Source organism: Actinosynnema sp. NPDC023794, assembly GCF_040639675.1.
Taxonomy (GTDB): domain Bacteria; phylum Actinomycetota; class Actinomycetes; order Mycobacteriales; family Pseudonocardiaceae; genus Actinosynnema; species Actinosynnema luteola.
Genome location: NZ_JBFAFR010000012.1, coordinates 30,667 through 42,852, shown reverse-complemented (window position 1 = coordinate 42,852; position 12,186 = coordinate 30,667). Strand labels below are relative to the sequence as shown.

The following is a 12,186-nucleotide window of genomic DNA, read 5'->3' as shown; positions in this document are numbered from 1 at the left end:
GCTCCTTCAGTCCAGGTCCGAGCTGCCCGCGCGCAGGAGGCGCAGCTGCGCCACCGCCAAACCCGCGAGGATCGCGAACAACACGACCGACAGCGCCGCCGCGTAGCCGAAGTCGAACTGCTGGAACGCCTTCTCGTAGATGTAGAAGTAGATGACGCGGGTGGCGTCGACCGGGCCGCCGCGCGTGGTGACCGCGACGGTGTCGAAGATCTGGAACGACCCGATCACGGTCAGCACCAGCACCATCGCCAGCACCGGCCGCAGCAGCGGCAGCGTGACGCTGCGGAAGACGCGCCACTCCGACGCGCCGTCGATCGCCGCGGCCTCGTACACCGACCTCGGGATGGCCTGGAGCCCGGCGAAGATCAGCAGTGCCGTGTAGCCCATGTGCCGCCACACGTTGACCAGCGCGATGGTCGGGATGGCCGTGGAGGTCTCGCCGAAGAACGCCACCGGGTCGATCCCGACCCACGACAGCAGCGCGTTCACGATGCCGAGCTGGGCGTCGAGCATGTTGTACCAGACCAGCGCCACCACGACGTTGGCGATCAGGTAGGGCAGCAACAGCAGGCCCCGGACGAAGGACGACTTGGTCAACCGGTGCATCAGGACCGCGATGAGCAGCGCCACGACGGTCTGCACGCCGATGTTGACCACGACGTACTCGACCGTGACCAGCAGGGCGTTGCCGAACCTCGCGTCGCCGAGCGCGTCGCGGTAGTTCTGCGCGCCCACCCAGTTCGGGGCGGCCAGCAGGCTGTAGTCGGTGAAGCTCAGGTAGAACGTCTGCAACGCGGGCCAGGCGTAGAACAGCACGAACCCGAACCCGGCGGGCAGCAGGAACAGCAAGGCCACCCGCAGGTCGCCGCGGCGTCGGACCGGGTGGGCGGCGGTCATGCGCGCTCCTCCCGCACCAGGTGCAGCAGCAGCGCCTGCTCGGGGTGCAACGGCGGGACCTGGACGCCCACCTCCGCCAGTTCCAGCCCGGACAGGCAGGCGCCGGTGGACAGCCACGGGACTCCGACCAGGGCCGTGGACGGCGGCAGGCCGGCGTGGTCGACGGGCCGGACGGTGAACCGCCGGTCCGGCGGCAGGCCGGGCAGCGTCACCCGTCCCGGCGAGGTGGTCGTCCCCGAGGCCACCGCGACCACGGCGAACAGGGCCTGCGCGTCGTCCTCGGACACCACACCGTGCACCAGGATCGCCGGGTCCGGCGAGTCCGATCGCACCACCCGGCCGCGGTGCAGCCAGTCGCGGACCCGCCGGTAGAACCCCACCCAGCGCGCCAGCCCCGCCAGGTCCGCCGGCTCGGCCGCGGCGAGGTCCCACTCGATGCCCAGGTGGCCGAACAGCGCGGTGGCCGCCCGGAAGTCCAGGTCGTGCTCGCGGCCCGTGGTGTGCGACCGGCCGGCGCCGATGTGCGCGCCGATGAGCTCGGGCGGCAGCAACAGGCCCGTCCAGCGCTGGATGCCCTGCCGGTCCAGCGCGTCGATGCAGTCGCTGGCCCACACCCGGTCGGCGCGCTCCAGGATGCCCAGGTCCACCCGCGACCCGCCGGAGGAGCAGGACTCGACCTCCAGTCCGGGGTGGCGGCGGCGCAGCTCGTCGAGCAGGCCGTAGACGGCCAGCGTCTGGGCGTGCACGGCGGCGCGACCGGTGCGCGAGTCGCCCGCGTCGACCAGGTCGCGGTTGTGGTCCCACTTGAGGTACGCGATCCGGTACTCGGTCACCAGGGCGTCGAGGCGTTCCAGGAGGTGGGCCCGCACCTCCTGGCGGGTCAGGTCGAGCACGTGCTGCCCGCGCACCAGCGGCGGGCGACGACCTCCCGTGGACAGGACCCAGTCCGGGTGGGCCCGCAGGAGGTCGGAGTCGGCGCTGACCATCTCCGGCTCCACCCACAGGCCGAACTCCATGCCCCGTGCGCGGACGTGGTCGACCAGCGGGTGCAGGCCGTCGGGCCAGACCCGCTCGTCGACGTGCCAGTCGCCCAGCCCGGCGGTGTCGTCGCGCCGGTTGCGGAACCAGCCGTCGTCCAGCACGAACAGCTCCGCGCCCACCTCCGCGCCCCGGTCGGCGAGGGCGCGCAGCCGCTCCAGGTCGTGGTCGAAGTACACCGCCTCCCACGTGTTGAGCACCACGCGCCGCGGCCCTTTCGGGTGGTGGGGCCTCGACCGCAGGTGGCGGTGGAAGCGGGCGGACAGCTCGTCGAGCCCGTCGCCGCAGGAGCCGAACACCTCGGGGGTCGAGTAGGCCTCCCCCGGCTCCAGCCGCACCTCGCCCTCCAGCAGCAGCTCGCCGCCTCCTAGCACGGCTTCGCCGGTGGGCACGCGTTCGGCGTAGGTGCGGTGGTTGCCGCTCCAGGCGACGTGCACCCCCCACACCCGGCCCCGTCGGAAGCCGAAGCCGCTCTCACCCGCCACCAGGACCAGCGTGGCGTCCGAACCGGTCCGACCCCGCCGGCTGTCCCGCACGTGCGCCTCCACGCCGAACGGCCTGCGCTGCGGCGTCCGTTCCCGGCCCCAGCGCCCGGTGAGGTCGAGCAGCTCGGTGGCACGCGGCGGCAGGGGCAGCGCGAGCACCACCCCGTCGAGGGTGTAGGCCGTGTCACCGGTGTTGCGCACGGTGGCGCGCAGGCGTGCCAGCCCGGAAGGGGTGAGCCCGACCTCCAGGTCCAGGGTGAGACCGGCCTCCGCGTCGACGGCGTGGACCAGGCACGAGTCGCCGTCCTCGACGACCCGTTCGACGGTGAACAACGGCGACCAGTCGCGCCCTTCCCGGTGGCCCCGCAGACCGGGCAGCCCCGGCCAGGCGGTCGCGTGCTCCGGCAGCACGGCGACGGCGCCCGGCTTGTCGGTCGCGTTCGGCACCACTGCCGGCACGCTCGTCGACGCCAACGCGTCCAGACCGGCGTCGGGGCCGAGGTCCGCGCCCCAGTGCAGGACCTGCGGCAGCCCGGAGTCCTTGCAGCGCAGCACCAAGCTCACGCCGTCGGCTCGCAAGTGGACGATCCGGCCGACGCCGTCGACGGCCGGTGCGGTGACCGGTGGTGCGGTGGACACACGACCTCCAGGCGGTGGAGCACTCATCACATTGAACGTTCCATGGAAGATGTCAGCACGATCGGCGGCGGGTCAACGGGGGCGGCGGTAACGAGTAGGCAACATTGAACGTTCAATGCAACCCCGTCGTCACCTAGGGTGAATGATGTCCCGGTACGAGGAGGTGGACCCGGTGCCCAGAGAGGGTGCGGAGCAGGGGAAGCGGCGCGTCGGCATCGTGGACGTGGCCGCCGCCGCGGGCGTGTCCAGGCAGACCGTCTCCAACGTCCTCAACGGGCGCGACGAGTACTACTCCGCCGCGACCCACGAGAAGGTCACCAGCGCCATGCGGGCACTGGGCTACCAGCCCAACCGCGCCGCGCAGACCCTGCGCTCACGGCGGACGATGCAGATCGGCTACCACATCTTCGGCGAGCAGCTGGACCGGGCGCAGGGCTTCACGCTGCACTTCCTGCTCGCCCTCGTGAAGGCCGGCGCCGACGTCGACCACCAGGTGCTCGTCTTCACCCACCACCGCGACGACCCCCTCGGCGTGTTCAAGGACCTCGTCGCCCGGCACGCCGTGGACGCGGTGGTCCTGTCCGAGTCCAGCGTGGAGGACGAGCGGGCCCGCTTCCTGGCCGACAGCGACATCCCCTTCGCCTCCTTCGGCCGCCTCTCCCCCGACCTCCCGCAGCACTGGGTGGACGTGGACAACGTGGCGGGCATGCGCGCGGTGGTGGACATGCTCGTCGCCGAGGGCCACCGGCGGTTCGCCTACCTCGGCATCGACGGCGACCAGTACTGGAAGGCCGAACGCCTCGACGGCTTCCGCCAGCGGCTGTCCCACCACGGCCTCCGCCTGCCCAAGACGTCGGTCTTCCGAGGCCCGGACCAGGGCGTCCGCCGCCGCGCGCACCAGCTGCTCACCGGCAAGAACCCGCCGAGCGCCATCGTGACGGGCAGCGACGCCGTCGCCGCGGTCGTGCTCAGCGTCGCGCACTCGCTGGGCCTGCGGGTCGGCTCCGACGTGGCGATCACCGGCTTCGACGGCGGCGCCGTGGGCCTCGTCACCGAACCCACCCTGACCAGCGCGCGCATCCCCGTCGAGCGCATCTCGCGCGAACTGATCGCCCGCTGCCTGCGCCAGGTCGAGCACGGACGCGACGACGAACCGGGCCTCCTCCTGCCCACCGAACTGGTGCGCGGCGGCAGCGCCTGACCGGGGCACCCCGCGCAACTAGCGGAGTGTCCGCATAGGAGCGACGACGTCGTCCGCGTAAGGCGTCCGGCCGCTGGTCGTCTGGCGGAGCAGCGCGAGGGCTTCCTCGGAGGAGGAACCGGCGGGGGTCGTGCACACGATCAGCACCTGTTCCGGCGAGCGGGCGATCGAGAGGGTCTGCTGCGTCACGGTCACCGTGCCGACGACGGGATGGCGCAGTTCGTAGGACGCGGCGTCGCAGGGCGCCACGCGGTGGTCGCCCCAGAGCGCGACGAACTCACGACTCTTCATCGTCAGTTCGCCGACCAGCTCCGCGAGCAGCGGGTCCTGCGGGTGCTTGCCGACGGTGATCCGCAGGTTGCCGACCACGGCGTGGGCCTTGCGCTCCCAGTCCGCGTACAGCTCCCGGCAGTGCGGGTCCAGGAACAGCAGCCGGCTCATGTTCGGCCGCCCCGTCGGGTCGTCCGGGCTGTGGAAGTCCAGGTGACCGGCCAGCAGGGCGTGCCCGAGGGTGTTCCACGCGAGCACGTCCGCACGCCGGCCGAGCACCAGCGCCGGGACGCCGTCCACGGCGCGGAAGAGGTCCCGCGTCTCGTCGGCGAGCTTCTCGGGCCGGGGGCGACGCGCGCGGGGCGTGCGGCGGGCGGCCCCGGCGAGCCGGTCGAGGTGCTCGCGCTCGTGGTCGTCGAGCAGCAGCGCGCGGGCGATCGCGTCGAGCACCTCGGCCGAGGCGCCGCGGGACAAGCCCTGCTCCAACCTCGTGTAGTACGACACGCTGACGCCCGCCAGCCGGGCCAGTTCCTCCCGCCGGAGCCCGGCGACCCGCCTGCGGGGCCCGAAGTCGCGCAGACCGACGTCCTCCGGTCGCAGCAGCGCCCGTCTGGCCCGCAGGAAATCGCCGAGTGGGCCTGGTCCGTCCATGCCCCCAGTATCCGGGGCGCGGCCCGATCCCGACCACACCCTGCGAGGGGTAGGACAACGCGGGAGTGGTTCGTGCGCGCCCACGTGCCCAGGCTCGGTCTCATTCCCCTGGACCGAGGACGGACCGCATGCAGCAGACCCCCGAGGAGATCACCCTCGGCGACGTCACCGTCACCCGCATCGAGGAGTTCTACGGCTCGGTCGAGCTGACGCCGGGCGAGTTCTTCCCGGACAGCCCGGACGGCTCGTGGGACGAGCACCGCGACTGGCTCGCGCCCGATTTCTGGGATCCCGGGACGGACGAGTGCCACTCGGCGATCCAGTCCTGGCTGCTGCGCAGCGAGGGGCGCACGATCCTCGTCGACACCGGCGTGGGCAACCACAAGGACCGGCCGTACTCGCCGGTGTGGAGTCGCCTGGACACGGGCTACCTCGACCACCTCGCCGCCGCCGGCGTGCGGCCCGAGGACGTCGACATCGTGGTCAACACGCACCTGCACGTCGACCACGTCGGCTGGAACACCCGGCTCGACGGCCGCACGTGGGTGCCGACCTTCCCGAACGCCACCTACCTGATGACGCGGCGGGACTTCGAGTTCTGGGACCCGGCCAACGAGAACAGGTCCGTGCTGGGCCGCGGCAACCAGAACGTCTTCGAGGACAGCGTCACGCCGGTCCACCAGGCCGGCCTGACGCGGCTGTGGGAGGGGTCGTACCGGATCGACGGGAACCTGCGGCTCGACCTCGCACCCGGGCACACCCCCGGCTCGTCCGTGCTCGCGCTGGAGTCCGGGGGTGATCGGGCCCTGTTCGTCGGGGACCTGGTGCACACCCCCCTGCAGATCGCGGAGCCGCGGACCAACTCCTGCTTCTGTGAGGCCCCGGCCGAGTCCCGGGCCACCCGGCACGCGCTGCTCGGCCACGCCGCCGAGAACAACGCGCTCGTCTTCCCCGCGCACTTCGGCGGCCACGGCGCCGCGCAGGTCGAGCGCAACGGGTCGAAGTTCGCCATCAAGGAGTGGGCGGCCTTCTCCCGCACCTCCTGATCCTCCCGGAAAGGAAGCGCTTCCCTTGACCCACCACGCAGACCCGGTCGTCGAGCTCCCGGCGGGCGCCGTGCGCGGCATCCGTGTCGACTCCGGCGAGTTCTACCGTGCCATCCCCTACGCGGCAGCGCCGATCGGCGCCCGCCGTTTCGCACCGCCCGCGCCGCACCCGGGCTGGTCCGGCGTCCGCGACGGCACCCGGCCTTCGCCCACGGCTCCCCAACCGGTCCGCGACTTCGGCGGGCTCGACATGACCCCCTACTTCGGGCCGGGCTGGGTGCGGGGCGAGGAGTACCTGACCGTCGACGTCCGCACACCTGCCGCCGACCGCGGCAAGCGCCCGGTCATGGTCTTCGTGCACGGCGGCGGATTCGTCACCGGCTCGACCCGTGCCGCGCTCTACGACGGCAGCGCGTTCGCCCGCGACGGCATCGTCCTCGTGACGGTGAACTACCGCCTCGGCATCCCCGGTTTCCTCGACCTGGAGGGCGCTCCGGCCAACCGCGGGCTGCTCGACGTGCTCGCCGCGCTCGGCTGGGTGCGCGCCGCCATCGGGGCGTTCGGCGGCGACCCGGACAACGTCACGGTCTTCGGCCAGTCCGCGGGCGCCACGCTCGTCGGAGCGCTGCTCGCGACCCCGGAGGCCAAGGGCCTGTTCCGGCGGGCGATCGTCCAGAGCGGCAGTGGCACCGGCGCCTTCACCCCGGAACAGGCGCAACGGGTCACCGCCGCGGCTGCCGCCGCGCTGGGCGTCGACCCGACCGCGGCAGCGTTCGCCGCGATCCCGGACGAGCGTTTCCTGGAGGTCCTGCCCGTGCTGGCCGGCCTCGACCTGCGCACCGGCACCGCCACGGACCCGCTGGTCGGCCTCAGCCCGTTCAGCCTGGTCCTCGCGGCCCAACCCGCCGACGGTCTCACCTTCGGCCCGGCCGGCGACGTCGACCTGCTGATCGGCACCAACACCGAAGAGGGACACCTCTACCTCGTGCCGCAGGGCGAACTGGAGTCCTCCACGGAGGCCGACGTGCTGGCCATCGCCTCCAGGGTGCACGCGGACCCGGAGACGACGGTCGCCGCGCACCGCGCGGCACTGCCCAACGCGACACCGGGCGAGCTGCGTTCCGCGGTGCTCGGGGAGGCCTTGTTCGGGGCCGGCACGGCCCGCTTGGCCCGAGCCCACGCACGGATCTCGGGCGGCCGAACGCACGTCTACTCGTTCGGGCATCGCTCGACGGCCCTGAACGGGCAACTCGGCGCCACCCACGCCGTCGAGCTGCCCTTCGTCTTCGACGTCGCCGACGAGCCCTGGCTGCACGGCGACACGGGCCTGCTCGGCCCCGACCCCGCCCCCGGTGGCCTCGCGGCCCGGGTGCACGCCGCCTGGGTCGCGTTCGCCCGCACCGGCGACCCGGGCTGGGCCGCGTACGACCTGCGGCACCCCGTGGCGGAGACCCTCGGGAGCTGAAGCTGCCGGCCCTGGCGGAGGCCGGGAAACGAGCCGGGGACGGCCGCCCGGAAGCGGCCGTCCCCGGAGTTCTCGCGGATGCGGGCACGTGCCCCGTCAGCGGTTCGCCACCCCGCTGCCGAGGGTCGGCTGGACCCGCTCGAACCGCACTCGGCTCAGGTATCCCGGGAGGTCGCTGAGCGTGTACAGCTCGCCGCGGACGTCGGTGGCGATCGCGCTCGGCTGGGTGGGGAGGTGGCCGATCGCGGCGGACTCGTAGCTGCCGTCGAACTTCGGGCGCACGGCGTACACGCGGGTCGAGCAGTAGTCGGCCGCGACGTAGGTCCCCCACGCCTCCGGGGTCCGGGACCCCCGGTACACCACGCCACCGGTCACCGAGCAGTTGTCGTTGTAGTGGTCGTACTCGAAGACCGGGTCGGTGTACCGCCCGCCCGGCCGGCACTGCTGCGGGTCGAACACCGGGGTGCCCTCCTTGCACGACCAGCCGAGGTTCGCCCCGCCCTGCCACGGGCGGATGTGGTTGACCTCCTCGACCAGGCCCTGGCCGACGTCACCGATCCACAGCGAGCCGTCGACCGGGTCGACGGAGAACCGCCACGGGTTGCGCAGCCCGTAGAGCCAGATCTCCGGCCGCGCGCCCGACACGCGGACGAACGGGTTGTTCGTGGGCACGCAGTAGGGCTTCGGCGCGCAGGTGCGGTTGACGTCGATCCGCACGATCTTCCCGAGCAGGGTGCCGAGGTCCTGACCGGCCTTGAACGGGTCGTACGCGCCGCCGCCGTCGCCGAGGGACCAGTAGAGGTAGCCGTCGCGGCCGAACGCCACCTGGCCGCCGTTGTGGTTGCCGTACTCCGCGTGCTCCTGGGTGAGCAGCACCTGCACGCGTTCAGGAGCGCCGATGGGCACTCGCGCCAGGGTCAGCTCGCCCGCTGGCAGGCTCGTGTACGCCACGTAGAGGATCCCGGTCCGGGCGAAGTTCGGCGCGGGCGTGATGCCGAGGAGCCCGCGCTCGTTGTCCGACGCGTCGATCCGGGAGGTCAGGTCGAGCACCGGCTCGGCCGCCAGGCCGGTGTCCGGGTGGTAGGCGCGGACGGTGCCTCCCTTCTCCCCGATCAGCATCCGGCCGTCCGGCAGGCCGGTGATCGCGATCGGACGCCGCAGGCCGAACGCCACTTGTTCGGACGCCACGGTCAGCTCGGTGAGCGGCACCGCGCGGGCGCCGGGCGTGCCGGCCGCGGCGCTGCCGCTCGCCGACACCGCGGGTAAGAGGAACGCAGACAGGGCCAGCACGAGCAGGCCGGTCGGCAAGGTGGCCAGGCGACTACGCCGTCGCAACATGGTTCGGCTCCTAGGGCAGGGTGGAAGACACGTTCTGGGAGCGCTCCCAAACGTACCGCGACTTCCCCGTGACATCCAGTCGCCGTCTTGCCCCGTCCTCCGTCCCCTCGTCGACCCCGGAACGTCCGGCGGCGGCACGAGCGGTCCGGCTGGGAAGGACGCGCGACGGACGCGTGGTCGTTTGGAACACTGCGGTGGTGCATGACCCGATGGCGTTCACCGACGCGGAGAACTGGTCCGGCGGCTTCTACGAGCTGGCGTTGGAAATCGGCGACCGCGACGACGAACGTCTTCAACGCGCGCTGACCGCGCTGTGGCGGGCAGCCGCCGTCACCGGCTGCTACCCCGACCGGGACCGGGAACCGGCCGACCAGGTCGCGGTACCCGGCACCGTGGCGTCCCTCGAGGAGTTCGGCTTCCTGCGCGGTGTCGCACGACCGCCGCTGGCGGGTCCAGTCGTGTGCGGCTGCTTCGCCACCCGCATCGACGACGCCGAGGACTGGTTGACGTGGTACCTCCCGCTCGGCGCGCTGGCCCGAGCGGACCGGCGCGTCGGCGGCTTCCCGTTCGGACCGGAGGGTGGGGCGGAGTCCCTGACCTGGCGGGCCCCGTTGGACACCTGGCTGGCCGGTGTGGCGGACGAGGTGTTCCGCGAGGTCGACTTCCGGCTCGGCCTGATCGGCTTCGAGCTCGACCACGTCACCGCGGCCGAACTCGACGGCGAAGTGCCCGACGAACGCTGGAACGGTTACCTGCTGCCGGCTGACGGACAGCTGGGCTACACGCCGGCGAGCCGCTGACCGAAGCACGTGGTGGCTCACGTTCTCGATTCGCGCAGTTGACGGCACGGCGCCGCAACGGTGTCGGTTGATCGACCGATTGACGGCGCCGGAGATCCTGTGCAGGTTGGTGACCGCACAAGATCAGCGCGGGATGGTGGGGCACATGAGCACGACACTGGCGTTCACCCAGGTCACCCCTGGGCAACTGGACCGGGCGATCAAGGATCCGGAGTGGGCGCTGGAGCACCTGCAGGACGAGGACCTGCCCTGCTACTCCCTGGAGAAGTCGTGGGCGGGCATCCAGTTCCTGTTGGACGCGGCCGAGGTGAGAATCGAGCTGCACGAGGACGGCTTCATCATCGACACGGAGGGCGTCCTCTCGGGGTGGAGCGACAGCATGGTCGCCGAGGCCGCCACGACGCTGGGCGCGACGCCGTTCGAGGTGTTGGCCGGCAACTACGACCCGCGGCGGCTGAGCGAGCAGGAGGTCTATCCCTGGCGGCAGTTCTGGGACGACGACGGCATCGACGACCTGCGGGACGACTACGCGGACCTCGTCGAGTTCTTCGCGGAGACGGCCGCCTCGGGAGGCGCGCTGATCCGGGTGATCAGCTTCTGACCGCGCTCACGTCACCGGGGTCGCCTCCTACCCCAGTGCCCGCAACCGGTCGAGGCTGTCGGCCAGGTAGCGACCGCAGAACGCGAGGTGATCCGGGCCGTAGCCGCGGGGGCCGCACTCGATGACGAGCAGCAGGCCCAGGTAGAGCTGGTACAGGGCCAGGCGGTGCCGGAAGGCGGGGGTGAAGTCGAGGACGCCGCCGGCTTCGGCGTACCCGGCGACGAGGTCGCTGTCGGGCCCAGCGTCGCCGCCGAAGGCCAGGGAGACCAGCTCGGCCGCCGGATCACCCCAGAACGCCCGCTCGTGGTCGATGAGGCCGACGATCCGGGGCGGCCGGTTCCCGTCGCCGGTGACGTCGACGAAGATGTTGCCCGGCCACAGGTCGAAGTGGACCAGCCGGGGCTCGGTGACCTCGTCGAGGGCCGCTCCGCCCTCGGCCACCAGGGCCCGGATCTCGGCGGGCGTCACGCCCAGGGAGGACTGCCAGCGTGCGGCGTCGTCGAGGAGAGCGTCCACCATGGCGGTGAAGGCCGTCCTCCAGTCCGGCGCGGAGAGCCCGGACTCCGCGGCCGGGTAGCCGAACCGGCCGTCCTCCGGGGCCAGGGTGTGCAGGCGGGCGCTGATCGCGCCCAGCTCGCGGCGCAGCTCACGCCCGGTGGGCGGGGGTATCCGGCCGCCCGCCTTGTCCCACGGTTCACCCTCCAGGAGGGAGACGGCGAGGAACTCCCGGCCCGCGTAGAGCAGTTCGGGTGTCGGCACACCGCCACCGGGCAGGGCCGCGATCCGCCGGTAGGCCATGGCCTCCGTCCCCAGGATGCCGCGCTCGTACCGCAGGACCGGGGCATCGGCCGACGGGGCGACCTTGACCACGGCGAGACGGCCGTCGTCGAGCAGGACGCGGTAGGCGGTGTTGAACCAGCCGTCGGTCAGCTCCGTCTCGAGCCTGCACCCGACGCCGACGGCGCCGGACACGAGGGCATCGAGGTCTTCGGGAGACAGGCGGCGCTTGGTCTGGCTTTGCACGGACTTCCACTCTCGACGGCGGGGATCACGGGAGCGCTCCCACAATGCGGCCCGGCCGCGGTCCAGTCAAGAGCACCCGGCGCGATCCGTTCACCGACCGCCCTGCCCGATCGCGCATCACGCGACCGTCGTGATCCGGCGACTGGCCAGGTGGTCCGCCGGGTCGGGGTGACGAGGAATCCCGCGAGCGCGTGTTCCAAAGGTGGGTGATCGGCGGCCGCCCGGCACCGACGGGGCGACAGCCCGCGGTTCGTCCCGGTGATCGAGGGCATCCGGGTGCCCCGCCCCGGCGGCGGCACTCGGCGCGAGCTGGCCGTTCGCGCCGAGTGCCGGGACCCCGCGGCCGGCGCGACACGACTTCCCGGACAGGGACGAAACCCGGGAGGTTCGCTGGCGGACGTGCTGGTGGTGCCAAGGCGGTGGCCGCTGCACCGACCCGAGCACTGGCCAGGGGCCGCAACGCGACCACCCACCACCGCGCGAAGGCCGACCTGGACGCGCAAGGCGCGACCGTCGTCGACGCCCGCGTGGTCGACGACGGGAACCTGGTCACCGGCGGCGGCGTCACCTCCGGCCTGGACGTGGCGCTGTGGCTGGTCGAAGGCTTCCTCGGCCCGCGGCACGCCCAGCAGGTGGAGACCTTCCTGGAGTGCGAACGCCGCGGCACCGTCTGGCGCGCCTGACCCGGCTGATCCACGACGAACACGCCCTGGGGAGCGGCGACGCGCTTCC

At 72.5% G+C, this 12,186-nt stretch carries 11 protein-coding genes; 6 read left to right on the top strand and 5 right to left on the bottom strand.

Annotation, left to right across the window (positions count from 1 at the left end):
- Nucleotides 1-6: 6 nt before the first annotated feature.
- Together AB0H12_RS24095 and AB0H12_RS24090 are read right to left on the bottom strand one after the other, a co-directional pair.
- Nucleotides 7-897, bottom strand: coding sequence for a carbohydrate ABC transporter permease (locus tag AB0H12_RS24095; protein WP_499625434.1), 891 nt, complete (start codon nt 895-897; stop codon nt 7-9).
- The gene (locus AB0H12_RS24090; protein ID WP_499625433.1) at nt 894-3,059 is read right to left on the bottom strand and encodes an alpha-galactosidase; all 2,166 of its coding nucleotides are present in this window, start codon (nt 3,057-3,059) and stop codon (nt 894-896) included. Before AB0H12_RS24090 ends, AB0H12_RS24095 begins: the two co-directional genes overlap by 4 nt.
- Before the next feature lie 172 nt (nt 3,060-3,231).
- Here AB0H12_RS24090 and AB0H12_RS24085 point away from each other — a divergent pair, with 172 nt between their 5' ends.
- A complete protein-coding gene (locus AB0H12_RS24085) occupies nt 3,232-4,260 on the top strand; it encodes a LacI family DNA-binding transcriptional regulator (RefSeq protein WP_499625431.1) in 1,029 nt (342 codons plus the stop codon).
- A gap of 18 nt (nt 4,261-4,278) precedes the next feature.
- On the opposite strand, the gene AB0H12_RS24080 is transcribed toward AB0H12_RS24085, so the two are convergent.
- Nucleotides 4,279-5,181 (bottom strand): helix-turn-helix domain-containing protein, encoded by a 903-nt coding sequence (locus AB0H12_RS24080; protein ID WP_499625429.1) that lies wholly within the window; start codon nt 5,179-5,181, stop codon nt 4,279-4,281.
- Between the two features lie 128 nt (nt 5,182-5,309).
- On the opposite strand from AB0H12_RS24080, the gene AB0H12_RS24075 reads away from it, so the two are divergent.
- Together AB0H12_RS24075 and AB0H12_RS24070 are read left to right on the top strand one after the other, a co-directional pair.
- Nucleotides 5,310-6,227, top strand: a complete 918-nt coding sequence (locus AB0H12_RS24075) for an MBL fold metallo-hydrolase (RefSeq protein WP_499625428.1) — start codon at nt 5,310-5,312, stop codon at nt 6,225-6,227.
- Between the two features lie 25 nt (nt 6,228-6,252).
- On the top strand, nt 6,253-7,692 hold the full coding sequence (locus AB0H12_RS24070; RefSeq protein ID WP_499625426.1) for a carboxylesterase/lipase family protein: 1,440 nt from the start codon (nt 6,253-6,255) through the stop codon (nt 7,690-7,692).
- Nucleotides 7,693-7,788: 96 nt separating this feature from the next.
- Here AB0H12_RS24070 and AB0H12_RS24065 read toward each other — a convergent pair whose 3' ends face one another.
- Nucleotides 7,789-9,030 carry a PQQ-dependent sugar dehydrogenase gene (locus tag AB0H12_RS24065; RefSeq protein ID WP_499625424.1) on the bottom strand — a complete coding sequence of 414 codons (1,242 nt, stop codon included), beginning with the start codon at nt 9,028-9,030 and terminating at the stop codon, nt 7,789-7,791.
- Between the two features lie 197 nt (nt 9,031-9,227).
- On the opposite strand from AB0H12_RS24065, the gene AB0H12_RS24060 reads away from it, so the two are divergent.
- Both AB0H12_RS24060 and AB0H12_RS24055 read left to right on the top strand, forming a co-directional pair.
- Nucleotides 9,228-9,830: a hypothetical protein gene (locus AB0H12_RS24060; protein WP_499625422.1), complete on the top strand. Its 603-nt coding sequence runs from the start codon at nt 9,228-9,230 to the stop codon at nt 9,828-9,830.
- 145 nt (nt 9,831-9,975) lie between these two features.
- A complete protein-coding gene (locus AB0H12_RS24055; RefSeq protein WP_499625420.1) occupies nt 9,976-10,431 on the top strand; it encodes a DUF1877 family protein in 456 nt (151 codons plus the stop codon).
- A gap of 27 nt (nt 10,432-10,458) precedes the next feature.
- Here the strand turns inward: AB0H12_RS24055 and AB0H12_RS24050 are convergent, their stop codons facing one another.
- Nucleotides 10,459-11,454 carry a phosphotransferase family protein gene (locus tag AB0H12_RS24050; RefSeq protein WP_499625418.1) on the bottom strand — a complete coding sequence of 332 codons (996 nt, stop codon included), beginning with the start codon at nt 11,452-11,454 and terminating at the stop codon, nt 10,459-10,461.
- Nucleotides 11,455-11,873: 419 nt separating this feature from the next.
- On the opposite strand from AB0H12_RS24050, the gene AB0H12_RS24045 reads away from it, so the two are divergent.
- The gene (locus AB0H12_RS24045) at nt 11,874-12,137 is read left to right on the top strand and encodes a DJ-1/PfpI family protein (RefSeq protein ID WP_499625417.1); all 264 of its coding nucleotides are present in this window, start codon (nt 11,874-11,876) and stop codon (nt 12,135-12,137) included.
- The last annotated feature ends 49 nt before the right edge of the window (nt 12,138-12,186 follow it).

Bases quoted from the DNA above. Each gene is read 5' to 3' on its own strand.
- AB0H12_RS24095 (WP_499625434.1), bottom strand. From the start codon at position 897: ATGACCGCCGCCCACCCGGTCCGACGCCGCGGCGACCTGCGGGTGGCC.
- AB0H12_RS24080 (WP_499625429.1), bottom strand. From the start codon at position 5,181: ATGGACGGACCAGGCCCACTCGGCGATTTCCTGCGGGCCAGACGGGCG.
- AB0H12_RS24075 (WP_499625428.1), top strand. From the start codon at position 5,310: ATGCAGCAGACCCCCGAGGAGATCACCCTCGGCGACGTCACCGTCACC.
- AB0H12_RS24065 (WP_499625424.1), bottom strand. From the start codon at position 9,030: ATGTTGCGACGGCGTAGTCGCCTGGCCACCTTGCCGACCGGCCTGCTC.
- AB0H12_RS24055 (WP_499625420.1), top strand. From the start codon at position 9,976: ATGAGCACGACACTGGCGTTCACCCAGGTCACCCCTGGGCAACTGGAC.